Source organism: Methylobacterium sp. E-012 (assembly GCF_057836545.1).
This window is the reverse complement of sequence record NZ_JBYQEY010000001.1, coordinates 3,771,974-3,797,318: the sequence shown is the minus strand read 5'-3', so window position 1 is coordinate 3,797,318 and position 25,345 is coordinate 3,771,974. Positions and strand designations below refer to the sequence as shown.

Genomic DNA, 25,345 nt, shown 5'->3' with positions numbered 1-25,345 from the left:
GCGCGGCGCGGCAGGGGCTGCAGACCGTCCCCGTGGCGAGGGCGTTGCCGGCGCAGGTCATCAAGCCAGTCCCGTCAGCTTCTCGGGGCGCAGGGCATTCGGCCCGGTGGGGAAGTAGCGCGCCGCGATGCCGTCGGCGAGGCGCTCCAGGTCGGTCTCCAGGGCGGTGAGGCGCACGGCGTCGAAATCGGCGGCCTCGCCGCTGCGCAGCTCCGCCAGGATCCGGGAGGCGAGGCGGCGATGCGGCTCGGGGATGCCGTCGGCCGAGAGCGCCGGCAGGTCGTCGAGGTGCCGGGCGATCGCCTCCGCCTGGAAGGCGATCGAGCGCGGGTTGTAGGGGTCGAGCACCACCATGTCGCGCACCGGGTCGAGGGCCGCCCCCTGCAGGTAGCGCCGCCCGTAGCTGATCTGCGAATCGCAGAGCGACAGCATCACCCCGAGGCAGCCCGGGGTCGCCTCGTCGTTGGCGAAGGCCAGCGCGAAGGTGCAGGTGTTGATCGCCCGCTCGATCCGCCGGCCGAGTTCGACGAAGTGCCAGCCCTCCGCCCGGCTCATGTTCTCGTGGGTGAGGCCGGAGAGCGCCGCGAGGTGGCTCAGCGCCCGCTCGGCGCGGCCGGCGAGCTGCGATTCGGTCAGCGCCCGATCGGGATCGAGGGACAGGAGCTCGTTCAGGTCGGCGAGCACCCGCCAGGCCTCGCCGGAGAGCCGGGCGCGCAGGGCGGCGACGTTGCGGCGGGCCGAGACGATGTGGGCGCGGGCCGAGCCCGCGCGCTCGCGCCCGGCCAGGGCCTCCTGGGCGAGGCGGGCGGTGGGCAGGTCGGCCGCGCCGGTGGCGCCCCATTCGTGCAGGAGGGCGCGCAGCGCCAGGGCCGCCGGGGTGTCGAGGGCGCCGGAGATGTCGGCCCCGACCGCGTCGCCGACGCTGCGCAGATGGGCCAGCACCAGCCGCATCACCGCCTCGGCGCGCTCCAGGTAGCGGCCGAGCCAGAACAGGCCGTCGGCGGCCCGGGCGGGCAGGTGGCCGCCGACCCGCCGCACCCGCGGGGCCGCGTGCGATCCGATCAGGGGCGCGGCGACCGGCTTCTCCGACAGCACCCAGACATCCGCGGAGCGGATGCCGAGCCGCATCTCGATCGGGTCGACATCCGCCCCCTCCGAGACGCGGCAGAAGCCCCCCGGCATCACCTGCCAGCCGAGCGGCGTCCGGGTGGCGAAGACGCGGACCACGAAGGGGCGGGGCACGAGGGTGAGGCCGTCCGCCCCGCGCTCCCAGCCCGGCATGGTCGAGAGCGGCGCCGCCTCCTGGGCGACGTAGTCGAAGGGCCGGTCGCGCAGGGCCGCCACGACCTGCGCGCGCTCCGCCGCCAGGGCCGGGCCCGCCAGGATCGCGTCGCGCCCCGCCCCCCGCTGGGGCGTGGCGGCCGGGCGCAGGATCAGGCTGTCGAGATTGGCCTGCGCGTGGGCGAGGCCCTCCAGGTCGCCGCACCACCACGCCCGGGGGTGGCCGAGCCGCAGGGGCTCGCCCCGCAGCCGGCGGGCGATGCCGTCGAGATACGGGGCGAGCGCCGCCGACTCGACCAGCCCCGAGCCCGGCATGTTGGCCATCACCAGGGAGCCGTTGCGCAGGGCGTCGAGGATGCCCGGCACGCCGAGCCGCGAGGCCGGGTTCAGCTCCAGGGGATCGAGGAAGTCGGCGTCGATCCGCCGCCACAGGGCGTCGGCCCGCTTCAGGCCCGAGACGGTGCGCACGTGCAGGCGGCCGTCCTGCATGACGAGGTCGTCCCCCTCCACCAGCATCAGGCCGAGATAGCGGGCGAGCGCCGCCTGCTCGACATAGGTGCTGCTGTAGGGGCCCGAGGTCAGCAGGCAGATCCGCGGGTCCGCGCGCTCGGCCCCGAGCGCCAGCCCGTCGCGGAACGCCTGGAAGAAGGCCGGCAGGCGCTCGACATGGAGATCCTGGAAGAAGTCCGGGAAGGTCCGGGCCAGGACCATGCGGTTCTCCAGCGCCCAGCCGAGGCCCGAGGGCGCCTGAGTGCGGTCGGCCAGCACCTGCCAGCGCCCGTCCGGACCCCGGCCGAGATCGGCGGCGTAGAGCTTCAGGTAATGGCCCCCCGGGGGGACGACGCCGTGGAGCGGGTGCAGGAACTCGGGGGTGCCGGCCACGATCGCGGCGGGCAGGAGCCCCTCCTCGACCAGCCGGCCCGGGCCGTAGACGTCGGCGAGGATCGCCTCCATCAGTTCCGCGCGCTGGACGATGCCGGCGCTCAGCGCCTCCCACTCCGCCCCCTCGATCACCAGGGGCAGGCAGCCGAGCGGCCAGGGGTGCTCGCGCTGGTCCCCGGCGATGCGGAAGGAGATGCCCGCGTCCCGGATGTGCCGCTCCGCCGCGACGAAGCGGGCCGTGATCTCCGGCTCCGTGAGGCCGCCGAGCTGGTCGAGCAGGCGCGGCCACGCCCCGCGGGGCTGGCCGTCCGGGCCCAAAAACTCGTCCGGCCGGCCCGGGGCGGGGCGGTAATCCGCCGTCCAGCGGGCGACGCGCGCCCGCGGGTCCTCCGCCGGCTCGGCCCGGGCGAGGCTTGCCGCGAGCGCCGCCTCCATCACGGCCCCCCGGTCATTGCGGCTCGCGGATCCACACACCGGGTTCGGGAGCGCAGTCCGCTCATCGTTGAGGCGGTCCGGAGCCCCCACGCGCCCTCCTTCCCCCCTGTGCGGGGGAGGGAGGCCCCCGAAGGGAGTCGGGTCGGGACGAAGTCCCGCAAGGGGGGAGCGACGCTGCAGAACGAGGCACCGGCCTGCATGAAGGTTGCGCCCTCTTCGGAAGCCGGGTTGCCCTCTCCCGACCCGGCCTGACGGCCGGGCCATCCTCCCCCGCAGACGGGGGAGGGAGGGCGCGTAGGAGGTCTGGTCTGCCCCCTCCATCGACCGGACCACGATCCCGACCCGGATGCCTGAACATCGGGGATCATTGCGGGACCGGTGTCCGCAGGTCGAGGGTCAGCGGGAACTCGGCGCTGGCCTCGGCACGCGGCATCTCGACCCGTCCCGGCGTGTGGCCGAGGGGCTCGAAGCGGGCGAGGCGCCTTCCCTCCGCCTCGTAGGCGTTGACCGGGTGGGTCTCGTAGTTCCGGCCGCCCGGATGGGCGACGTGGTAGCGGCAGCCGCCGAGGGACCGCCCGCTCCAGGCATCCAGGATGTCGAAGGTCAGGGGCGAATGGGCCGGGATCGTCGGGTGCAGGGAGGAGGCCGGCTGCCACGCCTTGAAGCGCAGGCCCGCCACGGCCTCGCCGCCGCGGCCGGTGCCGGCCATGGGCAGGCGGCGGCCGTTGCAGGCGATGACGTGCCGCCCGGGCACGAAGCCCTCGACCTTGACCTGCAGTCGCTCGACCGAGCTGTCGACGAAGCGCACGGTGCCCCCGCTGGTCCCTTCCTCGCCCATCACGTGCCAGGGCTCCAGCGCCTGGCGCAGCTCCATCCGGACCCCGCCCTGCTCGACCGTGCCGAAGACGGGGAAGCGGAACAGGGCCTGCGCCTCGAAGGCGACCGGATCGAAAGCGTAGCCCGCCACCCGCAGATCCTCCAGCACCGAGAGGAAGTCGGACCAGAGGAAATGCGGGAGCATGAAGCGATCGTGGAGGTTCGTGCCCCAGCGGACACAACCCCCGGTCTGCGGCTCGCGCCACAGCCACGCCACCAGCGCCCGCAGCAGCAGCTGCTGGGCGAGGCTCATGCGGGCGTCCGGGGGCATCTCGAAGGCCCGGAACTCCAGCAGGCCGAGGCGGCCGGTGGGCCCATCCGGGGAGTAGAGCTTGTCGATGCAGATCTCGGACCGGTGGGTGTTGCCGGTGACGTCGACCAGGATGTTGCGGAACACCCGGTCGACCAGCCAGCGCGGGATGTTGGGCGTGTCGGGGGCCGGGATCTGGGCCAGCGCGATCTCGAGCTCGTAGAGCCCGTCGTGGCGGGCCTCGTCCATGCGCGGGGCCTGGCTGGTCGGGCCGATATAGAGGCCCGAGAACAGGTACGAGAGCGCCGGGTGGCGCTGCCAGTAGAGCACGAGGCTCTTCAGCAGGTCGGGCCGGCGCAGGAACGGCGAATCGTCTGGGGTGACGCCGCCCATGACCACGTGGTTGCCGCCGCCGGTGCCGGTATGGCGCCCGTCGACCATGAATTTTTCCGCGCCGAGCCGGGTCTGCCGGGCCTCGGCGTAGAGGTCGGTGGTGATCGCCACCGCCTCGCGCCAGGAGGCGGCCGGGTGGACGTTGACCTCGATCACGCCCGGATCGGGGGTGACCTTGATCAGGCCGATGCGCGGGTCGTAGGGCGGCTCGTAGCCCTCGATGTGGATCGGCAGCTTCAATCCGGCGGCGGCCGCCTCGAGATGGGCGGCGAGTTCGAGATACTCGTCGGCCCGCTGGGTCGGCGGCATGAACACCCGCACGATCCCGTCCCGGGGCTCGATCGCCAGCGCGGTGCGCACCGCGACGCCGGTGATGCCGGCCCCGTTGACGACGGTCCTGGCCATCGGGTCACCGGCGAGCGGGCCGCGGGGCTCCAGGGGGTCCTGGGGCTGGTAGTAGGGATAGTGCTCGGGCGGCACGTAGGGCAGGGACGACAGGGGCAGCCGGAAGCCGAGGGGCGAATCGCCCGGCACCAGGAAGGCCTGGCCCCGGCGGAAGTCCCACATCTCCGAGATCCAGACCCGGTCGGCATCGCCGTCCTTGCCGGTGGGCAGGCTCGCCAGCGGCAGGACGTAGCCCGCCGGCTCCCCGAGGCCGCGGGCATAGACCCGCTGGATCCGCGCGTCGAACTCCACCGAGCCGGACCGGGCCGCGGCCGGCGTGACGTTGACCGGCAGTTCGGCGGTCTTTTTCTCCCAGAGGTCGCCGTCCTCGAAGGCCGGGATCACGTAGTCCGACAGGCCGAGGCGGCGGGCCAGCGCGTCGGCGAGCGCCCGGGCCTGCGCGATGGTGGCGGTGCCCGCCTCCCCCGCGGCCATCTCGGGGGCGATCAGGGCCGGGTCCGTCCAGATCGGCTTGCCGTCCTTGCGCCAGTACAGGGCGAAGGCCCAGCGGGGCAGGCTCTCGCCGGGATACCACTTGCCCTGGCCGTAATGGAGCAGGCCGCCCGGGCCGAACCGGTCGCGCAGGCGCCGGATCAGCTGGTCGGCGCGGCCGCGCTTGGTCGGGCCGACGGCGGCGATGGTCCATTCGGGCGATTCGAAATCGTCCACCGACACGAAGGTCGGCTCGCCGCCCATGGTCAGGCGCACGTCCTGCGCCGCGAGGTCGGCGTCGACCCGCTCGCCGAGCGCGTCCATGGACGCCCAGACCGCCTCCGAGAACGGCTTGGTGATCCGCGGCGTCTCGGCGACCCGGGTGATGCGCATCGCGAAGTCGAAGGTGGTCTCGGCCGGCTCCATCGCCCCCGAGATCGGCGCCGCCGAGCGGTAATGCGGCGTGGCGGCCAGCGGGATGTGGCCCTCGCCGGTGAGCAGCCCCGAGGTGGCGTCCAGGCCGACCCAGCCGGCGCCCGGCAGGTAGACCTCCGCCCAGGCGTGCAGGTCGGTGAAGTCCGCCGACGCGCCGGTCGGGCCGTCGACCGCGGTGGTGTCGGGGACGAGCTGGAGCAGGTAGCCGGAGACGAACCGGGCGGCGAGGCCGATCCGGCGCAGCACCTGCACGAGCAGCCAGGCCGAGTCCCGGCAGGAGCCGCTCTTGAGGCGCAGGGTCTCGGCTGGCGTCTGGACGCCCGGCTCCATGCGGACGCCGTAGGCGATCTCGCCGGCGATCAGGCCGTTGAGCGCCACCAGGAACAGGACGGTGTTGGGCTCCTCCGGGAGCCGGGCGAGGAGCGCCTCCATCTCGGGGCCGTCCGCGTCGACCAGGGCGCGGTAGGGCGCCAGTTCCTCCGCGAGGTCGGGATCGTAGGCGAAGGGGTGGGTCTGGGCGTAATCCTCGACGAAGAAGTCGAACGGGTTGATCACCGCCATGTCGGCGGTGAGATCGACCTCGATCTTGAGCTCGTCGGCCTTCTCCGGGAAGACGAGGCGGGCGAGCCAGTTGCCGCTCGGGTCCTGCTGCCAGTTCAGGAAGTGGTTGGCGGGGGTCACCTTGAGCGCGTAGGCCGGGACCTTGGTGCGCGCGTGCGGGGCCGGGCGCAGGCGGATCACCTGGGGACCGAGGCTGATCGGCCGGTCGTAGCGGTAATGGGTGACGTGGTGCAGGGCAGCTTTGATCGACACGATGGCTCCATCGGAAGGATCGAACGCGGTCTCGTCGCCGGTCCCGGGCGCCGCGGCGGGCCGAACGCCGGCCCCCGCCGGGCGGTTATGCGACACAGACCGCGTGACAAGCAATTTCCATGCGGCGCCCTTCCGCCGCCGCGCGCCGGCCGGAACTTTGCTGCCCGGCCCCGCTTGACCGCCCAGTGGGCCCGCTGCCGGCCCGGGACCGCACGATGAAGATCTTCCAGTGCCAGGCTTGCGACCAGCCGGTCACCTTCGAGGCGACCGCCTGCGAGAGCTGCGCCCGGCGTCTGGGCTATGTCTGCGCGGTCCACGAAGTCTCGGCCCTGGAGCCGCAGGGCCACTCGGCCCATCCGCTCATGGGCGGCGCCCCGGTGTTCCACGCCTACGCGGATCCCGGCCGGCGCTACCGGTTGTGCAACAACGCCCTCTCGGGGGCCTGCAACTGGCTGGTGCCGGAGGACGACCCCGACATCTACTGCACCGCCTGCCGCCACAACCGGGTGGTGCCGGACCTGGCGCAGCCCTGGAACCTCGCCCGCTGGCGCCCGGTCGAGGCCGCCAAGCACCGGCTGTTCTACTCGCTGCTGCGCCTAAACCTGCCGCTGGCCACCCGCGCCCAGTACACGGACGGGCTGGCCTTCGATTTCCTGGTCGACCCGTCCGAGAGCTTTTCCGGCGGGCCGCCGGTGCTGACGGGCCACATCAACGGCCTGATCACCATGAACATCGCCGAGGCCGACGACGTCGAGCGGGAGCGCCGCCGGATCCTGTTCGGCGAGCATTACCGCACCCTGCTCGGCCATTTCCGCCACGAGATCGGGCATTATTTTTGGTATTTGCTGGTCATGAACGGCCCCACGATGGGGGCCTTCCGGGCTTTGTTCGGCGACGAGAGCCGGAACTACGTCCTGGCCCTGCAGGACCACTACGCGAAGGGTGCGCCGGCCGACTGGGACGAATCCTACGTCTCGGCCTACGCCACCGCCCATCCCTGGGAGGATTTCGCCGAGACCTTCGCGCATTACCTGCACATCGTCGACACGGTGGAGACCGCCTCGACCTTCGAGTTGCACGTGCGCCCGCGCCTGCGCCACGGGCGGCAGGCGCCGACCGTGATCGACTTCGACCCCTACAACAACGCCGATCTCGACCGGCTGATCGCCGCGTGGCTGCCGCTGACCTACGCGATCAACTCGCTCTCCCACAGCATGGGCCAGCCGGCGCTCTACCCGTTCAAGCTGACGCCGACGGTAATCGCAAAGCTCGCCTTCGTGCACGAGCGGATCTACGCCTCCCGCACCGGGATCCTGCCGGATGACGGCGAGTCCGGGGCCGAGATGCTGCGCGCGGTGATTTTGGGTTTGCGCCAGAAGGTGGCGGCGGCGACGGGGTGAAGCTCGCGGAGCACCGTCAGGGGCGGGGACGCGGAAGGGGCTTCAGCGTGATGAACCGGGCCGTTCTGGACGGGTCGCCATCGTCGATCTGCCAGACGGTCCTGACCTGCGGGCTCACGCCGATCAGCGCTGCGAGCGGCCCCTCGAAATAGAGCTTGATCGCCTGATAGCCCGGGAGGACGCCCCGGAAATACGCCCGGCGGCAATGCCCGAGCAGCGCCTGCCTGAGGTCGTCCGGGTTGTGTGCCGTGAACCCGAACGCGGCGAGGAAGCGGCATTTTGCAGCGCCGTCCTTGTGATTCGCGTTGAGTAAATAAGCCGTGATCTTGGCGGGGGCGACGTGAAAGCGGTTCGGCCAATTCTCTTGGTCCGCGGTCACCTGAGTGCGCGCTCGACGAGGCACACTGTGGCGGCATCGACCGTCGCCAGCGTGTCGACGGGTTCCGTGAACTCGACCTCGAACGCCGCACCGTCAGCATAGATCCCCACGACGGTGCCGGTCGCGCCCGCTGGAACCGTCAGATCATCGTCGCCGATCACGGACCGCAGAACCCGGACACGATCGAGTTCACGGACCGGCTCATCCGCGTCAGCCCCGGTCGGCGACGGCACGCCCGATTTCGGAAGTTGGGCTCGCATGGCACACACGATAATCTCCTCTCCCACGATCACAACGCGGCCCGTCGCCCGTCACGCCCCCCCGTGCCCCTCCACGAAGGCGCGGAAGGCCGCGAGGGTCTCGGCGCTGACATGGTGCTCGATGCCCTCCGCGTCCCGCCGGGCCGTCTCGGGGCTCACCCCCAGCGCCCGCAGGAAGCGCTCGACGATACGGTGGCGCTCCCGCGCCTGGGCGGCGAGCCGGCGGCCGGCCTCGGTCAGGAACACGCCGCGATAGGGCCGCTGCTGGACGAACCCGTCCTCGCACAGGCGCTTGAGCATCTTGGCGACGGTCGGCTGCGCCACGCCGAGGCGGGCCGCGATGTCCACCTGCCGCGCCTCGCCGCCATCGCCGATCAGGTCGTCGATCAGCTCGACGTAATCCTCGACGAGTTCCGAGCGCCGCGCCTCGCGGGCCTGGCGAAAACTCTCCACGTGCTGCTCGGGATCGACCAGAACGGTCTCGGGCGCGCCCTGCTCGGACGGTTCCTGCATCGGCTCTCCCCCCTCGGCACGCGCGCCGCCCCGCCCCTGTCTAGCAAGAACCGGCCATGGGAGGGGAGTCCCACGGGCTCGGCAAATGCCCCCTTGAATCCAGCTCGGCCAACCCTGATTATAGCTTGGGCTATATCTTTGACGAGAGGGTGAGCATGGAGGCGCCGAACGCCGCGACGGTCCCGGGGGGCGCCGCCCCGGGGACGATGAGCGGGCGGGCGGAGGGCGCGATCCGCGACGTCCTCGACGGACGGCCGGGGGGAAGGGGCCGGTTTCTGCTGTTCGCGGGCCCCGCCGTGACGGCGTCGATCGCCTACATGGACCCCGGCAACTTCGCCACCAACATCCAGGCCGGCGCCCGCTACGGCTACGGCCTGCTCTGGGTGGTGCTGCTCGCCAATCTCACGGCGATGCTGTTCCAGGCGCTCTCGGCCAAGCTCGGGATCGTCACCGGAAAAAACCTCGCGGAGCATTGCCGGGACGCGACGACCCGCCCGGTGCGCCTCGGCCTGTGGGGCATCAGCGAGGTCGCCGCCATGGCCACCGACCTCGCGGAGTTCCTAGGCGGCGCCATCGGCCTGTCGCTGCTCACCGGCCTGCCGCTGATGGCCGGGATGGCGGTCACCGCGGTGATCACCTACGCGATCCTGCTCCTGGAGAACGGCGGCTTCCGGCCGCTCGAGATCGCCATCGGCGCGATGGTCGGCACGATCGGCCTCTGCTACGCGGTCGAGCTGCTGGTGGCGCCGGTGGCCTGGGGCGAGGCCGCCCGGGGCCTCGTCACCCCAAGGATCCCGGACGCGGAGGCGCTGACCATCGCGGTCGGGATCATCGGCGCCACCGTGATGCCGCACGCCCTGTTCCTGCATTCCGGCCTGACCCAGGGGCGGGGCAGCCCCCGCAACGATTCCGACCGGCGCCTGCTGGTGCGCTACTCGAACCGCGAGGTGGTGGTGGCGCTGCTGCTGGCCGGCCTCGTCAACATCGCCATGGTGATCATGGCGGCGGCGGCATTCCATCTCGGCCACAGCGCGGTCGCCGAGATCGGCGAGGCCTACCGGACCCTGACGCCGCTGCTCGGCCCCGCCGCCGGGGCGGCCTTCCTGGTGTCGCTCCTGGCTTCGGGGATCTCGTCCTCGGTGGTGGGCACGCTCGCCGGCCAGATGGTGATGCAGGGCTTCACCGGCTGGCACATCCCGCTCCTCGTCCGCCGGCTCGCGACCATGCTGCCGGCCTTCGTGGTGGTGGCGATCGGGGTCGATCCGACCCGGGCGCTGGTCCTGTCGCAGGTGGTGCTGTCGCTGGCCCTGCCGGTGCCGATGGTGGCCCTGGTGGTGTTCACCCGCCGCCGCAGCGTGATGGGGGCCTTCGCCAACGGTCCGCTCACCCAGGCGGCCGCGGTGGCGGGGGCGGCCGTCGTGCTCGGCCTCAACGCGGTGCTGCTGGCGGCGGCGTTCGGGGTGCCGGTGCCGGGGTTGGACTAGCCGCCCCTCACGTCGCCCGCACCACCACCTCCACCAGATTGGCGCCCCCCGACCGGATCCCGGCCTCGATCGCCGGGGCGATGTCGGCGGCCTGGGTCACCCGGCGCGCCGGCACCCCCATCGAGGCCGCCAGCGCCAGAAAGTCGATCCGCGGGTCGGTGAGGTCCATGGCGATGAAGCGGTTGGCGCGCACCGAGGCGTAGTGCGCCTGGCCCTTCATGAAGGTCTTGAGGATGTTGTACTCGGCGTTGTTGATCACCACGAAGGTGACCGGCAGTTTTTCGTGCGCGGCGGTCCACAGGGCCTGGGGCGAGTACAGCGCGGCCCCGTCGCCGACCACGCAGACGACCGGCGCGCGGTCGAGGCCTAAGGAAAATCCCACCGCGGCCGGCATGCCCCAGCCGAGCACGCCGCCGCGCATCGCCGCGTATTGATGGGCCGAGGGGCTGTCGAGGAAGGTGCGCAGGTGGGTCAGCGTCGCGGGCGCCTCGTCCACGATGGTGGTCTGCGCCCCCACCGCCCGGGCGACCTCCCGGGCGGCGACCAGCGGGGCGATCACCGGATCCGCAAAGGCCGCGTCGGCGGCGGCGGCGAGCGCCGCCCGGCGCTCGGCCCGGGCGGTCACGGCTTTGGCGCGCAGGTCCGCGAACGTCGCGGCCCGGTCGACGAGGCGGGGGCCGAGCAGCGGCAGCAGGGCGTCGAGCGAGGCGCGGATGTCGCCCACCGTCGACAGGCCGGTGGCGTAGGTCCGCCCGAGGTCGCGGACATCCGCAGAGAGCTGGAACACCCGCACCCCCGGCGGCACCGCCGAGACCTCCGAGTAGAGCACGGTGATCAGCGACTTGCCGCCGAGCGCGAACACCGCGTCGTAGCGCCCGAGGATCTCGGCGATGGAATCGGCCCGGGTCGGCAGGTTGCCGGCCCAGAGCGGGTGCGCGGTCGGGAAGGGGATGTGGGCCGGCCAGGACGAGCCGTAGACCGGTGCCGCCAGCAGGTCGGCCAGCGCCACCATCTGGGCCGAGGCGTCCGAGGCGTCGATCTCGTCGCCGGCGATCAGGGCGAGGCGGCCCGGCGCGATCGCGGCGAGTTTTTCGGCCAGCCGGTCGAGGGAGCCCGCCACCGCCCGCTGGTCGATGGTCGAGGTCTCCCCCGCCGGCACCGCGGTCAGGGCGTCCATCACGTCCATGGGCAGCGACAGGAAGACCGGGCCGGAGGGGGCGGCGGCGCAATCGTGGAAGGCCCGGCGCAGCAGGATCGGGATCTGGTCCGGGCTCGTCACCTCCCGGGCCCATTTCATCACCGGGTCGGCGATGGCCACGAGGTCGCCCATCAGCAGCGGGTCGGTGAGCGCGTGGCGCAGGTCCTGCTGCCCGGCGGTGACCACCAGCGGCGTGCCCGAGACCTGCGAGTTCACCAGCCCGCCCATGGCGTGGCCGAGGCCGCCCGCCGTGTGCAGGTTGAGGAAGGCGGGCCGGCGCGCGCCCTGCGCGTAGCCGTCCGCCATGGCCACCGCGGTCGCCTCCTGCAGGGCGAGGATGTAGGCGATGTCCGGCGCCTCGGTGAGGGCGTCGATGAGCGGCAATTCGGTGGTGCCGGGATTGCCAAAAATGTAGCGCACGCCCTCCGAGCGCAGCACCTCCACCAGGAGGTCGGCGCCCCGGCGTCGGCCGGCGGCCTCCACGGTCTCGATCGCCATGCCCGGCCCCCGATGGAATCGGCCCGCAGGCTAGCCCATGGGCGCCCCGGGGCAAGGCCCGGCGACCCGCGCGTCGGGCGGCTGCGGGAGCGGGGCCCCGTCTTGGCTTTCGTCCCCCGGACCGCGCCGATCCCGACCCCGGGACGGGATCGGTCAGACTTGGTATAAGTCCTTGATGTGATGCGCGCGTTCACGCCGGACCGGTCTCCCCGTCGGCGGCGTGCGCTCTGGCCGCAGAGCACGAGGGACCCGACCCCCTGGGATGCGCGTATACCCCGAGCAGCAGGCGCTGGTGGTCGACCGCACGGTCGGGATGCACCCTGCCGCGGCCGTCGGAAGGACACCATGGACCAGCGGACGCCGCCCGATCTGATCCGCGACGCCGAGGCCGCGGCGCGCGCGGTCTCCCTGTCGGCGGCGTTGCGCGCCGGCGCCGAGGATTGCGACGACGGGTTCCCGCGCGCGGACGTCGCCGACCTCGCCCGCCTGGGCCTGCTCGCCGCGCCGGTCCCGGCCGCGATGGGCGGGGCGGGCCTCGGCGCGGAGCCGGGCGCCGGGACGCTGTCCGAGGTGCTGCGCCTGATCGGCTACGGCAGCCTCGCCCTCGGACGGCTCTACGAGGGTCACGTCAACGCGCTCCAGCTCATCGCCCAGCACGGCGCGGCCGGCCAGCGCGCGCGCCTGTTCGCCGACGCCCGGGCGGGCCACCTGTTCGGCGTCTGGAACACCGAACCGGCCGGGGCCGGCCTCGCCCTCGAGGCGGACGCGGAGAGCCTGCACCTGAGCGGCGCGAAGTCCTTCGCCTCGGGCGCGGGCTTCGTGACCCGCGCCCTTGTCACGGCGCGGTGTCCGCAGGGAAGCGGCACGCTCATGCTGGTGGTGCCGCTGGAGCCGGGCACCCGGGCCGACCTCTCGGCGTGGCGGGCCCACGGCATGCGGGCCTCGGCCACCGGGACCCTCGATTTCGGCGGGATCACCCTCGGGCCCGAGGCCGTCCTCGGCGATCCGGACGCGTATTTCGGCCAGCCGGCCTTCTCGGGGGGCGCGTGGCGGTTCACGGCGGTGCAGCTCGGCGGTATCGAGGCCGTGTTCGACGTGTGGCGGGCGCATCTCGTCCGGACCGGGCGCGGGACCGACCCGCATCAGCTCGCGCGTCTCGGCGAGGGCGCCATCGCGGTCGAAGGCGCCAGGCACTGGGTGACGCGGGCGGCCGCAGTGGCCGCGGGGGGAACAGTGCCGCCCGCGCGCGTCGTCGCCTTCGTCAACCTCGCCCGGCTCGCCGTGGAGAAGGCCGGGCTCGACGTGCTGCAGCTCGCCCAGCGCTCCGTCGGCCTGCAGGGCTTCCTGCGCGGGCATCCCCTGGAGCAGCGCGCCCGCGACCTCGCCACCTACCTGCGGCAGCCCGGGCCGGATCGGGCGCTCACCAGCGCGGCGGAGGAAATCCTGGCGGCCGGGGACCGGGTCTCCGACCTCTGGGACGGAGGCGCCCCGTGAGCCGGAGCCCGGCCGACCGCGCCGGACCGGTCCGGGCCGTCTGGCGCGACACGCCGCAGGGCTACGGCCGCGTCAGCCGCGGATTCCACTGGCTGATGGCGGCGCTGTTCGCCTGGCAGTTCGCGGGGGCGCTGCTCTATGTCGGCCTTGGCGACACGGCACTCACGCGCTTTGTCGGCGGCAGCCACTTCACCCTGGGCTTCACGCTGTTCGCCCTCGTGCTGCTGCGCGGGGCCTGGGGCCTCGCCAACCTTACCCGGCGCCCGCCGCATGCGGGGCGCCTGGGCCGTGCCGCGGTGGCAGGCCATGCCGTGATCTACGCCCTGATGATCGTCGTGCCCGGCCTCGCCCTGCTGCGCCAATACGGGTCGGGGAAGCCGTTTTCGCCCTACGGCCTCCCGGTCATGGCGGCGCGGGACGGCAAGATCGACTGGATGGTGGCGCCCGGCGACCTGCTCCACCATTGGCTGGCCTTCCTCCTGCTGGCGGTGCTGCTCGGCCACATCGCCATGGCCGTGCTGCACCGCGTACTCTGGAACGACGCGGTCCTGACGCGGATGGTCCGGGGCTGAGCGGGGCGGATCAGGGCATGTCCCAGACCATCGATCGCGGCACCCTCGACCGGCTCGTCGCCCTCGGCCGGGCCCGGGGGGAACTCTCGGCGGACGACCTGCGGGCCGCGCTGCCGGTGGCGCACATGGAGGTCGACGCCCTCGTCCTAGTGATGCTGGAACTCGAGGCCGCGGGAATCAGCGTCGAGCCGGACGCCTTCGGCCCCCCCGCCGACCGGCCGATCCCGGCCCCGGCGATCCCCCCGGCGCGGGATCCCGGGCTCGCCCCGCCGGTCCGGCCGGCCGAGCGCGCGGACGCGGCGGTCTCCGGGGCGGAATCCGGATCGCGGCCGGCGGCACCGGGGGCGGAGCCGGACGACCGGGCGGGGGTCAACCGGGCCGTCGCCCTGGCGGGCCTCGCGACGCTGCTCGTGCTCGCGGCCGTGCTGCTGCTGTGGTGAGGGCCGGGGGCGGGGAACGCTTCCCCCGGCGGCTCCGTTGGCCCGGCGCCGCGTCGGGACCCAGCCCTCCGACAGGCCCGGTCCGACCCGATCCGCCGCCTCGCGGACGCGCCCCAGAGGAAGATCCCGCCCCATGCGCCAAAGCCCCGACGGAACCCTGGCCCTGCTGGTCGCGGCCCTGCGCGAAGGCGCGGCCCATGTCGAGGCGGTGCTGACGCTCGCGCGGATCGAGGTCGACGGCAACATCCGGACCCTGGCGTCGCTGATCGCGATCGTGGGAACGATCCCGGTGCTCCTGATCGTGACCTTCTTCCTCGGCCTCGACGGCGTGGTGAAGCTGCTGGCGCTGCCGCTGGGCTCCGAGGCGCCGGCGGCGCTGATCGTCGCCGCGCCCTTCCTGGCCATGGCGCTGTGGCTCGGCTGGCTCGGGGCGCGCCGGATGGCGCTCTCGAACCTGGAACCCTGGCGGACCTGGCGGCAGGTGAAGCGGGACGCCCGGGCCGTGGCGCGGACCGAAGCCTGACGCCGGAGCCGGTCCTCAGCGTCCCCGGGCGGCCCGCGCCTCCGGGCGCAGGTGCAGGAAGCTGCGCTCGCCCGTGGCCGCCTCGGCGACGTGCTGGATCGTATCGAGCAGCTCGGCCACCGCCTGCGGCGCGACCGGCCGGAATTCGGCCTTCGGCGCGACCCAGCGCTTCCGCGTGCGTCCCGTGGCGATCTGCGCCTCGCTCAGCGCGTCGAAATCCCGGCGTCGGGTCATGGATCTTCCCTCCAAGCTGGGCCTGCGATGGGAAAATCTGCCCGGAACATGGTTGATGGATGGTTAACAGTTGGCCCGGTTCCCCCGTTCGGTCCCCGATCCGATACGGCGCGCGCACCGTCGCGGCGCCGTCCGGAAGGCGACTCGATGCTGTCGGCTTGATCCCCGGACGGGATCCCTCTAAGCAGTAAAAACCTTGGTATATCAATAGATTGGTGTGATTATAAACTGCAGCCTCCGGGCCGCCGCCGGATCCCCGCCGCGGTGACCGGACCCGCCGGACTCGCGCTCGGCACCCGGGTCGCCGGCTCTCTGGCCGGCCTGCGGCCGCTGGCGCCGTTCGTCTGCCTGTACGTGACCTTCGGGGCCACGCTCGGCTTCCTGTCGGGCGGGGCGCCCCTGATCCTGCGGGCGCGGGGGGTGGAACTGGCCGAGGTCGGCCTGCTCCAGCTGATCAACCTTCCGGTCGGGCTCACATTCCTGTGGGCTCCCCTCCTCGACCGCCTGCGCCTGCCGGTCCTGACGCACCGCATCGGCTGGATCGCGGCCGCGCAGGGGGCGACGATCCTCCTGCTCGCCGTCCTCAGCCTCGGCGAGCACTGGCCGCTCCCGCTGCTCCTCGCCCTGGCGGTGGCGGCCTGCACCGGCGTGGCCACCATGGACATCGCCCTCGAAGCCCTGGTGGTCGAGACCGTGCCGGCGGACCGGCGCGCCGCGGTGGCCTCCGCCAAGCTGGCCGGGGCCTCCCTGGGCGGCATCCTGGGGGTCGGCGTGCTGGTCGGCTCCTACGACCGGATCGGCTGGCACGGGGCGGTCCTGGCCTGCGCGGCCCTCGACGCCCTCTGCCTCCTGCCGATCCTGGGCTACCCGGAGGCGCGCCTCCGCGGGATCGGGAACCGGCCGGAGCGATGGTCGGGCTCCCTGTCCCGCCTGCGCGTCCTCGGGGGGCGGGTGCTGGTGCTCGGGGCCTACTTCGCCGCCGCCTACCTGCTCTCCGGGCCCAACGCCCTGGCCCTGCTCGATCTCGGCGTCCCGCTCGGGCCGGTGGGCTTCCTGACCGGCACCGTCCTGCCGGCGGTCAATCTGGTCATGGCGCTGGCGGCGGGCGGCCTCGCCGCCCGGTTCGGCACGGTCCGGCTGATCGCCCTGGGCGCCGCCGGAATCCTCGCCTCCGGGGGGCTGATGGCCGTCGCCTGCGCGGGCGGGATGGCGGACCTCGCGGTCGCCGCCACGGTCCTGAACTTCGTCGCCGGCGGGTTCCTCGGCGTCCCGGTGTTCAACATGATCTACCGCTGGGCCCAGGGGCCGAAGCCCGCCACCGACTACGCGCTGCTGTTCGGGGCGGCCTTCTTCGCCGCGATGCCCCTGCGGGTCGCCGCCCCGGCGCTGGCCGGCTGGATCGGCTGGCCGGGCTACTTCGCCGCCGCCCTGGCGCCCTACGCGGTCGCGGTGGCCTGGCTCGCCGTCGCGGTGAACCGGACCCTGCGGGCCGACCGGGCGGGGCTGCGATGACCGCCCGACTGATCGCCGAACTGGCCGCCCGGGTCCCCGACGCCCTCGCGGCCTACCGGGACGGCGTCGCGGCCGGCCCCGGCGGCCCGGCGGCGACGCCGCTCCGCGCCCTGCGCGATCCCGGCGTGTTCGACGCGACCCTCGCGGCCTTCGCGGCGGGGCTCGGCCCGGATGCGGGCCGCGACCGGCGCGTCCTGGTCTCGTACTGGAGCCAGTTCTACCTCGCGGCCCTCGCGACCCCGGCGCTGACCGCCCTGGTGCGCCTCGGCCGGCCGCTGCCGCTCGCCTTCGACGCCGTGAGCCTCGAATGCGACGGGGCCGGCCGGCCCTGCCGCTTCCGCCTCCCCGCGGACGCGCCCGGCCGCACAGCCTGCCCGGCCCCCGGCCTCGCCGGGCTGGTGGAGGCGCACCTGCGCCCCTTCGTGGACCTGTGCCACACCCGGTGCGGGATCGCCCCGCGGATCCTGTGGGGCAACGCCGCAGTGATCCTCGACCACGTCGCCCGGGAACTCGGCGCCCCGGAGGCCTCGTCCTGTGACGACGTCGCGTCCGGCCTCGGATGGCGCGGCGGGCCGGGCTGCTCTATGAGCCCCCTGGCCCAGGCGCTCTGCCCGGGGGACTCGGGCTGCCGGCGCCGGCGTGTCTGCTGCCTGCGCCACCGCCTGCCGGGGGTGCCGTCCTGCGGCGCGCTCTGCCCCGTCGACTGCGCCGCGAAACGCCGATCCGAGCCGCGATGCTGAAGGCCTTCCTCGCCTATTACCGGCCGCACCGGACCCTGTTCCTGGTCGATTTCGGCTGCGCCGTGCTGTCCGGCCTTCTGGAGCTCGGCTTCCCCATCGCCGTGAAGGGCTTCATCGATTCCCTGCTGCCCCGGCAGGATTGGGGGCTGATCGTGCTCGCGGCCGCCGGGCTGGCGCTGATCTACGTGGCCAATGCCGGGCTGATGGTGGTGGTCACCTACTGGGGCCACGTGCTCGGCATCAACATCGAGACGACGATGCGGGAACGGGCCTTCGACCACCTGCAGAAGCTGTCCTTCCGCTTCTACGATGCCCAGAAGACCGGCCACCTCGTCGCCCGGGTGACCAAGGACCTGGAGGAGATCGGCGAGGTCGCCCATCACGGGCCCGAGGACCTGTTCATCGCGGTGATGACCCTGGCCGGCGCCTTCGCGCTGATGCTCATGGTCCACGCCCCGCTGGCCCTGATCACCGGGGCGATCCTGCCGGTGATCGCCTTCGTGTCGATCCGCTACGGCGGCCGCATGACCCGCAACTGGCAGGCGCAGTACGGCCGGGTCGGCGCCTTCAACGCCCGGATCGAGGAGAATGTCGGCGGGATGCGGGTCGTCCAGGCCTTCGCCAACGAGGCCCACGAGCGCGCCCTGTTCGCCCGCGACAACGCCCGCTACCGGGACACCAAGCTCGAGGCCTACCGGCTCATGGCGGCGGGCCTGTCGATCAACTATCTCGGCCTGCGCCTCGTGCAGATCGCGGTGCTGCTCGGCGGCGCCGCCTTCGTGGTCCGGGGCGACCTGACGCCCGGCGGCTTCGTCGGCTTCCTGCTGCTCGTCGGGGTGTTCTACCGGCCGCTGGAGAAGATCGGCGCGGTGGTCGAGACTTATCCGAAGGGCGTTGCGGGCTTCCGCCGCTACCAGGCGCTGCTGGCCACCGAACCCGACATCACCGACCGGCCGGGCGCCCGCGCGGTGGAGGCCTTGCGCGGCGACATCCGCTTCGCGGGGGTCGGCTTCGGCTACGGCCCCGGCCGGCCGGTCTTCACCGGCCTCGACCTCGCAGTGGCGGCCGGGGAGACCGTGGCGTTCGTCGGGCCCTCGGGCGTCGGCAAGACCACGCTCTGCGCCCTGCTGCCGCGCTTCTACGAGGTCGAGTCCGGCCGGATCACGATCGACGGGATCGACATCCGCGATCTGACGCTGGCTTCCCTGCGCCGCCAGATCGGCATCGTGCAGCAGGACGTGTTCCTGTTCGCCGGGACGATCCGGGAGAACATCGCCTACGGCCGCCTCGACGCCACGGAGGCGGAGATCGACGCCGCCGCCCGGCGCGCCCGGCTCGGATCGATGATCGACGCCCTGCCCGAGGGGCTCGGCACGGTGGTGGGCGAGCGCGGGGTGCGGCTGTCGGGCGGCCAGAAGCAGCGCATCGCCATCGCCCGGGTGTTCCTGAAGAACCCGCCGATCCTGATCCTCGACGAGGCGACCTCGGCGCTGGACACGCAGACCGAGCGGGAGATCCAGCGGGCGCTGGCCGATCTGGCCAGCGGGCGCACGACCCTGGTGATCGCCCACCGCCTCGCCACGATCCGGGACGCCGACCGGATCGTGGTGCTGGGGGCGGGGGGCGTCGTCGAACAGGGCCGGCACGCGGCGCTGCTGGCCGCGGACGGCCCCTATGGCCGCCTGCATGCGGCCCAGTTCGGGGGCGTCCGCGCGGCGGAGTGAGGCCGCCGGCCGCCGCGGCGGCCCACCCGCCCCGACAAAAAAGCCCGCCGCGGCACGGGCCGGGCGGGCTTTGAGGTGATCTCGTCTCGGAGACCTTCTTCGTAGAGACCGAACCGGGGCGATGCATCCCCTATCCGGGTGAGGCCGGCACACGATCCTGCGACCGCACGCGCGATCCGGGCCGCGGCGCTCTCAGCCCCCGAGGGCGCGGGGCGGCAGGCCCCGGACGCCGACGTCGAGCTCGAACAGGGCCCCGGCCTCCGGCACGGACTCGGCGCCCCGGGACGCCGAGGTGACGAACAGGCGGTCGAGCCCGTCGCCCGCGAAGGCGCAGCTCGTGATGTTGGGGGCGGGGAGGGGGATCGCCCGGATCAGGCGCCCGTCCGGATCCACCCGGCTCAGCCGGGCGCCGCCCCAATGGGCGATCCAGAGGCAGCCCTCCTCATCCGTGGTCATCCCGTCGGGCCAGCCCCAATCCTCCGGGAAGCGCAGGAAGGCCCGCTTGCCCGAGAGCGTCCCGTCCGCGGCGAGGTCGAAGGCGTAGACCGTCCGGGCGGCGCTGTCGCTGTGGAAGATGATCCGGCCGTCGAGGCTGAAGGTCGGCCCGTTGGCGACGCCGTAATCGCCGTCCATCCGCTGCCAGGTCAGGTCGGGGTCGAGCCGGTGCAGGGACCCCGAGACCGCGGTCTCGGCCTGGTGCATGCTCCCGGCCCAGATCCGGCCGGCGAAATCGACCTTGGCGTCGTTCAGGCGGTTGTCCGGATGGTCCGGCTCGGGGTCGCCGATCGACGTGAGCCGGCCGGATTCCAGGTCGAAGGTCGCGAAGCCGCTCTTCAACCCGACGATGAAGTCCCGCCGTCCGGCCCGGGGGATGATCCAGCCCAGCGGCTCCGGGAACGGGCGCGTGCCGGTCCCGCCGCCGGCGAGGTCGAGCCAGTTCAGGGCCGGCGCCTCGATGTCGACCCAGAACAGCCGCGCCCGCTCCGGCACCCAGATGGGCCCCTCGCCCAGCCGGTCGCGCCCGGCACGGGGGACGATGCGGATGTTCGGATCCATGGATTCCCCCTTCCGGTCAGGCCGACGGGGCGGGGCCGGGCCGGCAGCCCCACAGGGCGTAGGCCAGGACGTAGAGTTCACAGGCGGCCGTGATCAGGAAGGAGCGCTGCAGCCCGAACCGGTCCGCCGCCCAGCCCTGCACCACCACCAGGGCTCCGCCCGCGATCGCCATGATCAGCAGCCCGGCCCCCGCCTCGGTGAGCGGCCCCAGGCCGCGGATGCCCAGGGTGAAGATCGTCGGGAACATGATCGCGTGGAACAGCCCGACCGAGATCAGCGCCCACAGCGCCACCGGGCCGGTGGCGAAGGCCGCCACCAGCATCACCGCGCAGGCGCCGACCGCCGCCGCGGCCAGCACGGTCTCGGCCGGACGGCTCTGCATCAGGTAGCTGCCGGCGAAGCGGCCGACCATCATCCCGCCCCAGAGCAGGAACAGGTAGCGCGACGCCTGGGCATGGGTCAGGTCGCCGATCTCCGGCTGCGACGCGAAGCTGATGAACAGGTTCGACACCCCGATCTCGGCGATCAGGTAGATGAAGATCGCCGGCACGCCGAGCACGAGGTTGCGGTGGCGCCAGAGCGATCGGCCGGCGCGCGCGGCCCCGGCGGCCCGGCGGGCGGTGCCGCCGTCCCCCATGGCGGGGAGCGGGAAGCGGGCGATCACCACGGCGAGCCCGATCAGGATCGCCGCCACGATCAGGTAGGGGAGCTGCACCGACTGCGCGTCCGCCAGGCGCTCGGCGGGGGTCAGGACGGAGCCCGCCGCGGCGTTGCCCGAGGTCGAGCGGCCGAGGATCAGGTAGCCGCCGAACAGCGGCGCCAGGGTGGTGCCGAGGGAATTGAAGGCCTGGACGAGGTTCAGCCGCGCCGGGGCGCTCTCCGGAGGGTCGACCACCGCCACGTAGGGGTTGGCGGCGACCTGGAGCAGGGTGATGCCGCTCGCGATCACGAGCAGAGCCGTGAGCGTGACCGCGAAGGAGACCCAGTGGGACGCCAGCACCATGCCGAGGGTGCCGGCCGCCATGATGCCGAGGCCGATCACCAGGGCGCGCTGATAGCCGACGCGGGCGATCAGCGCCGCCGCGGGCATCGAGGCGACGAAATAGGCGATGAACCAGACCGACTCGATCAGCGTGGTCTGGGTGTAGTCGAGGTCGAACACGCTGCGCAGGTGCGGCAGCAGGGTGTTGTTGATGACCGTGATGAAGCCCCACATGAAGAACAGGCTGGCCAGCAGCGACAGGGCCGGGCGGGCGCTCACCTGCTCCTGCGCGCCGGTCCCGGCTGCAGCCGGCCCGGCGCTCGCGATGGGTGCTGCCATCGAGCGGTTCCTCTCTCGGCGGGCCGCCTTACCCCGGGCCCGCTTGCCCAGGGCCAGCTTGGCTCCGCTCATTTGTCCGAGTATCGCTCGGTGTCGCGGGCGTCAACCGGGACAGCGCCGACGCGCCCGACCATCGCAGCGGCGGGCGAGACCTGGACGGGGCGATGCGGCATCCTCAGCCTGCCCCGGCAGCGACACCCCGCGAGTCTCGGGCTGGATTGCCCCGCATCGTATCGGTCGCAGGCCCATCGAGGCTCGTCACCGGAGGCCTCGGCATGGGCGGCCCCACCACCCGTGCGGTCACCGATGGTCCTCTCGTCGGCGCGGCCGGCTACGATACCTCCGGCCTCAGGGTCTTGTACGATGGCCGGTACGAGGCCCGAGATCCGGATGCCATGAAGCAGATCTCTTCCGCGGTCTTGCAGGAACCGGGCAATCGCTCCAGCGACGCCCGCACTGATCGGATCCTGGCCTTCAGCAAGACCGACTGAGAGAGGGCCCGGCGGCTCGGGACGCGCAGCGGGGCGCGACCGCCATATTGAGAAAAGCCCTGACCGGCCCGTCGCGGCGAAGAGCGCCAACGGCGACGTTGCGGTCTGTCGGGGCGCCGTGTTGTCCATTTTATTTGTAGGAGTATATGATCGGATTCGCGGAGATCAACCGCGGCCCCCGTCGCGAACCGGCGCATGATCGCCGGGACGGGGGATCCACAACAGGGGAGGAAGCGATGCGTGGAGTCGGACTCGTGGCCGTGTGCGCCGGTGTAGCCATCCCGGCCCTGGCTCAGGCCGGGGCGCCGTCCAGGACCGTGTTCGGCACGCTCCCGGACGGGCGGACGGTGGAGGAAGTGACGCTGACCAACGGGAAGGGGGTCACCGCCCGGATCCTCTCCTGGGGGGCGCTCCTGCGGTGTCTCGACGTGCCGGATCGCGCGGGCAAACCGGCGGACGTGGTGCTCGGCTACAACGACCTCGCCGGCTACATGGCCAAGCCCAACTATTTCGGCGTGAGCGTCGGGCGCTACGCCAACCGCATCCGGGCGGGCCGCTTCACCCTGGACGGGCAGGCCTACACGCTGGCCACCAACGACGGCCCGAACGCCCTGCACGGCGGCGCGGCCGGCTTCGACAAGCGGCTCTGGACCATCACCGGCGTGACCGGCGGCGCGGCCCCGTCGGTCACCCTGCGCTACGTCAGCCCGGACGGCGAGGAGGGCTATCCCGGCACGCTGACGGCGACCGCCACCTACAGGCTGGACGACACGAACACCCTCACGGTCACCTACGAGGCCACCACCGACAAGCCGACGATCGTCAACCTGACCAACCACAGCTTCTTCAACCTCGCGGGGGAGGGCTCGGGCCGGTCGATCCTCGACCAGACGCTGACCATCCCGGCGGAGCGCTACACGCCGGTCGACGCCACCCTGATCCCCACCGGGGAGCACCTGCCGGTGGCGGGCACGCCCTTCGACTTCCGCACCCCCACGGTGATCGGCGCGCGCATCCGCGACGGCCGGGACGTCCAGATCGCCCGCGGGCGCGGCTACGACCACAACTGGGTGGTGACCGGCGCCCCCACCGCCGAGCCGCACCTCGTGGCGCGGGTGGAGGAACCGGGATCCGGCCGCGTGCTGGAGATTGCCAGCACCCAGCCGGGGGTGCAGTTTTATGCCGGAAACTTCCTCGACGCGACCGCGGTGGGCAAATCCGGCCTCGCCTACCGGCAGTCGGACGCCCTCGCCCTTGAGCCGGAACTCTTCCCCGACACGCCGAACCAGCCGGCCTTCGGGTCCGCCCGGCTCGACCCCGGCCAGACCTACCGGAACGTGATCACCTACCGCTTCTCGACCAGCCCCGCTCACCGGACCCGCCAATGACCGACCGACCGATTGCACGCCCCCTGCGCTCGCGCGCCTGGTTCGACAACCCCGACAACATCGACATGACGGCGCTCTACCTGGAGCGCTACCTGAACTTCGGCCTCAGCCTGGAGGAGCTGCGCTCGGGCAAGCCGATCATCGGCATCGCCCAGACCGGGTCCGACCTGTCGCCGTGCAATCGGCACCACCTCGTCCTCGCGGAGCGGATCCGCGAGGGCATCCGCGAGGCCGGCGGCATCGTGCTGGAATTCCCGGTCCACCCGATCCAGGAGACCGGCAAGCGGCCGACCGCGGGCCTCGACCGCAACCTCGCCTATCTCGGCCTCGTGGAGCTGCTCTACGGCTATCCGCTGGACGGGGTGGTGCTGACCACGGGCTGCGACAAGACCACCCCGGCCTGCTTGATGGCGGCCGCCACCGTGAACATCCCGGCCATCGCGCTCTCGGTGGGGCCGATGCTGAACGGCTGGTTCAAGGGCCAGCGCACCGGCTCCGGCACCATCGTGTGGCGGGCGCGCGAGATGCTGGCGGCGGGCGAGATCGACCACGAGGGCTTCATCAAGCTGGTCACCTCGTCGGCGCCCTCCACCGGCTTCTGCAACACGATGGGCACGGCCACGACCATGAACACCCTCGCCGAGGCCCTGGGCATGATGCTGCCCGGCTCGGCGGCGATCCCCGCCCCCTACCGCGACCGGCAGGAGGTCGCCTACCTGACCGGCAAGCGCATCGTCGCGATGGTGGCCGAGGACCTGAAGCCCTCCGAGATCCTGACCCGCGACGCCTTCCTCAACGCCATCGTGGTCAATTCGGCGATCGGCGGCTCGACCAACGCGCCGATCCACCTGGCGGCGATCGCCCGGCACATGGGGGTCGAACTCGACATCGCCGACTGGCAGACCTACGGGCTCGACGTGCCGCTGCTCGTGAACCTGCAGCCGGCCGGCGCCTATCTCGGCGAGGATTACTACCGCGCCGGCAGCCTTCCGGCGGTGGTGGCGCAGCTCATGAGCCGCGGCCTGATCCGCGAGGGCGCCCTGACGGTGAACGGGCGCACCATCGGCGAGAATTGCCGCGGCGCGACGATCGAGGACGCGGACGTGATCCGGCCGATCGACACCCCCCTGATGGAATCGGCCGGCTTCCTGGTGCTGCGCGGCAACCTGTTCGAGGCCGCGGTGATGAAGACCAGCGTGATCGGGGAGGAGTTCCGCAACCGCTACCTGTCGAACCCGGAGGATCCGGACGCCTTCGAGGGTCCGGTCGTGGTGTTCGACGGGCCCGAGGATTACCACCACCGGATCGACGATCCGAGCCTCGGCATCACAGCGGAGACCCTGCTGGTGATGCGGGGCGCCGGGCCGGTGGGCTATCCCGGGGCCGCCGAGGTGGTGAACATGCGCCCGCCCGCGGATCTGATCCGGGCCGGAATCCACGCGCTGCCCTGCCTCGGCGACGGGCGCCAGTCCGGCACCTCGGCCTCGCCGTCGATCCTCAACGCCTCCCCGGAGGCGGCGGCCGGCGGCGGCCTCGCGCTGCTGCGGACCGGCGACCGGGTGCGGGTGGACCTGCGCCGCGGCACCGCCGACATGCTGGTCGACGCGGACGAACTCGCCCGCCGCCGCCGCGCCCTGGAGGAGGCCGGCGGCTACGCCTACCCGGCCTCGCAGACCCCCTGGCAGGCGATGCAGCGCGCCGCGGTGGGGCAGATGCATACGGGCGCGATCCTGGAGGGTGCCGAGCGCTTCCAGCGGATCGCGCAGACCAGCGGCCTGCCGCGCGACAACCACTGATCGGATTCGAAAGGTCCGGGACCTTTCGCGGGTGCAGGGCGGAGCCCGCTGGGTTCGGGCGAAGCCCGATATCGGGGCCAA

At 72.9% G+C, this 25,345-nt stretch carries 21 protein-coding genes; 12 read left to right on the top strand and 9 right to left on the bottom strand.

What is annotated here, in order from left to right:
• Positions 1 to 60: 60 nt before the first annotated feature.
• Positions 61 to 2,598 (bottom strand): circularly permuted type 2 ATP-grasp protein, encoded by a 2,538-nt coding sequence (locus AC3IF1_RS18360; protein ID WP_489220416.1) that lies wholly within the window; start codon positions 2,596 to 2,598, stop codon positions 61 to 63.
• Positions 2,599 to 2,962: 364 nt separating this feature from the next.
• Entirely contained in the window at positions 2,963 to 6,241 is a 3,279-nt protein-coding gene (locus AC3IF1_RS18355; RefSeq protein ID WP_489218761.1) for a transglutaminase family protein, read from the bottom strand.
• A 215-nt stretch (positions 6,242 to 6,456) separates the two neighbouring features.
• Here AC3IF1_RS18355 and AC3IF1_RS18350 point away from each other — a divergent pair, with 215 nt between their 5' ends.
• Positions 6,457 to 7,641, top strand: coding sequence for a zinc-binding metallopeptidase family protein (locus tag AC3IF1_RS18350; RefSeq protein ID WP_243968243.1), 1,185 nt, complete (start codon positions 6,457 to 6,459; stop codon positions 7,639 to 7,641).
• Between the two features lie 16 nt (positions 7,642 to 7,657).
• Here AC3IF1_RS18350 and AC3IF1_RS18345 read toward each other — a convergent pair whose 3' ends face one another.
• The 3 genes from AC3IF1_RS18345 to mntR all read right to left on the bottom strand — a co-directional run bounded on the left by AC3IF1_RS18345 (position 7,658) and on the right by mntR (position 8,793).
• Positions 7,658 to 8,020: a DUF6883 domain-containing protein gene (locus tag AC3IF1_RS18345; RefSeq protein WP_489218760.1), complete on the bottom strand. Its 363-nt coding sequence runs from the start codon at positions 8,018 to 8,020 to the stop codon at positions 7,658 to 7,660.
• Positions 8,017 to 8,253, bottom strand: coding sequence for a DUF4926 domain-containing protein (locus AC3IF1_RS18340; RefSeq protein WP_489218759.1), 237 nt, complete (start codon positions 8,251 to 8,253; stop codon positions 8,017 to 8,019). Before AC3IF1_RS18340 ends, AC3IF1_RS18345 begins: the two co-directional genes overlap by 4 nt.
• Before the next feature lie 78 nt (positions 8,254 to 8,331).
• Positions 8,332 to 8,793: a manganese-binding transcriptional regulator MntR gene (gene mntR, locus AC3IF1_RS18335; RefSeq protein WP_243968246.1), complete on the bottom strand. Its 462-nt coding sequence runs from the start codon at positions 8,791 to 8,793 to the stop codon at positions 8,332 to 8,334.
• A gap of 155 nt (positions 8,794 to 8,948) precedes the next feature.
• On the opposite strand from mntR, the gene AC3IF1_RS18330 reads away from it, so the two are divergent.
• Positions 8,949 to 10,277 carry an Nramp family divalent metal transporter gene (locus AC3IF1_RS18330; RefSeq protein ID WP_489218757.1) on the top strand — a complete coding sequence of 443 codons (1,329 nt, stop codon included), beginning with the start codon at positions 8,949 to 8,951 and terminating at the stop codon, positions 10,275 to 10,277.
• A 7-nt stretch (positions 10,278 to 10,284) separates the two neighbouring features.
• Here AC3IF1_RS18330 and AC3IF1_RS18325 read toward each other — a convergent pair whose 3' ends face one another.
• Positions 10,285 to 11,973, bottom strand: coding sequence for a thiamine pyrophosphate-binding protein (locus AC3IF1_RS18325; protein ID WP_489218756.1), 1,689 nt, complete (start codon positions 11,971 to 11,973; stop codon positions 10,285 to 10,287).
• A 345-nt stretch (positions 11,974 to 12,318) separates the two neighbouring features.
• Here AC3IF1_RS18325 and AC3IF1_RS18320 point away from each other — a divergent pair, with 345 nt between their 5' ends.
• The 4 genes from AC3IF1_RS18320 to AC3IF1_RS18305 all read left to right on the top strand — a co-directional run bounded on the left by AC3IF1_RS18320 (position 12,319) and on the right by AC3IF1_RS18305 (position 15,002).
• A complete protein-coding gene (locus AC3IF1_RS18320; protein WP_489218755.1) occupies positions 12,319 to 13,467 on the top strand; it encodes an acyl-CoA dehydrogenase family protein in 1,149 nt (382 codons plus the stop codon).
• Positions 13,464 to 14,039: a cytochrome b gene (locus AC3IF1_RS18315; protein ID WP_243968252.1), complete on the top strand. Its 576-nt coding sequence runs from the start codon at positions 13,464 to 13,466 to the stop codon at positions 14,037 to 14,039. Before AC3IF1_RS18320 ends, AC3IF1_RS18315 begins: the two co-directional genes overlap by 4 nt.
• Positions 14,040 to 14,056: 17 nt before the next feature.
• Positions 14,057 to 14,479 carry an RNA polymerase sigma factor region1.1 domain-containing protein gene (locus tag AC3IF1_RS18310; RefSeq protein WP_243968253.1) on the top strand — a complete coding sequence of 141 codons (423 nt, stop codon included), beginning with the start codon at positions 14,057 to 14,059 and terminating at the stop codon, positions 14,477 to 14,479.
• A gap of 133 nt (positions 14,480 to 14,612) precedes the next feature.
• The gene (locus tag AC3IF1_RS18305) at positions 14,613 to 15,002 is read left to right on the top strand and encodes a phage holin family protein (protein WP_243968254.1); all 390 of its coding nucleotides are present in this window, start codon (positions 14,613 to 14,615) and stop codon (positions 15,000 to 15,002) included.
• 15 nt (positions 15,003 to 15,017) lie between these two features.
• Here AC3IF1_RS18305 and AC3IF1_RS18300 read toward each other — a convergent pair whose 3' ends face one another.
• Positions 15,018 to 15,236, bottom strand: a complete 219-nt coding sequence (locus tag AC3IF1_RS18300; RefSeq protein ID WP_243968255.1) for a hypothetical protein — start codon at positions 15,234 to 15,236, stop codon at positions 15,018 to 15,020.
• A 264-nt stretch (positions 15,237 to 15,500) separates the two neighbouring features.
• On the opposite strand from AC3IF1_RS18300, the gene AC3IF1_RS18295 reads away from it, so the two are divergent.
• Genes AC3IF1_RS18295 through AC3IF1_RS18285 form a run of 3 tightly spaced genes read left to right on the top strand, consistent with a single transcriptional unit; the run spans position 15,501 to position 19,212 of the window.
• Positions 15,501 to 16,748, top strand: coding sequence for an MFS transporter (locus AC3IF1_RS18295; RefSeq protein WP_243968256.1), 1,248 nt, complete (start codon positions 15,501 to 15,503; stop codon positions 16,746 to 16,748).
• Positions 16,745 to 17,488 carry a siderophore-iron reductase FhuF gene (gene fhuF / locus AC3IF1_RS18290; protein ID WP_243968257.1) on the top strand — a complete coding sequence of 248 codons (744 nt, stop codon included), beginning with the start codon at positions 16,745 to 16,747 and terminating at the stop codon, positions 17,486 to 17,488. Before AC3IF1_RS18295 ends, fhuF begins: the two co-directional genes overlap by 4 nt.
• The gene (locus AC3IF1_RS18285; RefSeq protein WP_243968259.1) at positions 17,482 to 19,212 is read left to right on the top strand and encodes an ABC transporter ATP-binding protein; all 1,731 of its coding nucleotides are present in this window, start codon (positions 17,482 to 17,484) and stop codon (positions 19,210 to 19,212) included. Before fhuF ends, AC3IF1_RS18285 begins: the two co-directional genes overlap by 7 nt.
• A gap of 192 nt (positions 19,213 to 19,404) precedes the next feature.
• On the opposite strand, the gene AC3IF1_RS18280 is transcribed toward AC3IF1_RS18285, so the two are convergent.
• Together AC3IF1_RS18280 and AC3IF1_RS18275 are read right to left on the bottom strand one after the other, a co-directional pair.
• On the bottom strand, positions 19,405 to 20,268 hold the full coding sequence (locus AC3IF1_RS18280) for an SMP-30/gluconolactonase/LRE family protein (protein ID WP_489218754.1): 864 nt from the start codon (positions 20,266 to 20,268) through the stop codon (positions 19,405 to 19,407).
• Positions 20,269 to 20,284: 16 nt separating this feature from the next.
• Positions 20,285 to 21,589, bottom strand: coding sequence for a sugar MFS transporter (locus tag AC3IF1_RS18275; RefSeq protein ID WP_489218753.1), 1,305 nt, complete (start codon positions 21,587 to 21,589; stop codon positions 20,285 to 20,287).
• Positions 21,590 to 21,864: 275 nt separating this feature from the next.
• Between AC3IF1_RS18275 and AC3IF1_RS18270 the strand changes: the two genes are divergently transcribed.
• The 3 genes from AC3IF1_RS18270 to AC3IF1_RS18260 all read left to right on the top strand — a co-directional run bounded on the left by AC3IF1_RS18270 (position 21,865) and on the right by AC3IF1_RS18260 (position 25,264).
• On the top strand, positions 21,865 to 22,080 hold the full coding sequence (locus AC3IF1_RS18270; protein WP_489218752.1) for a hypothetical protein: 216 nt from the start codon (positions 21,865 to 21,867) through the stop codon (positions 22,078 to 22,080).
• A 236-nt stretch (positions 22,081 to 22,316) separates the two neighbouring features.
• A complete protein-coding gene (locus AC3IF1_RS18265) occupies positions 22,317 to 23,468 on the top strand; it encodes an aldose epimerase family protein (protein ID WP_489218751.1) in 1,152 nt (383 codons plus the stop codon).
• Positions 23,465 to 25,264 (top strand): IlvD/Edd family dehydratase, encoded by a 1,800-nt coding sequence (locus tag AC3IF1_RS18260; protein WP_489218750.1) that lies wholly within the window; start codon positions 23,465 to 23,467, stop codon positions 25,262 to 25,264. The genes AC3IF1_RS18265 and AC3IF1_RS18260 overlap by 4 nt, the downstream gene beginning before the upstream one ends.
• Positions 25,265 to 25,345: the final 81 nt, after the last annotated feature.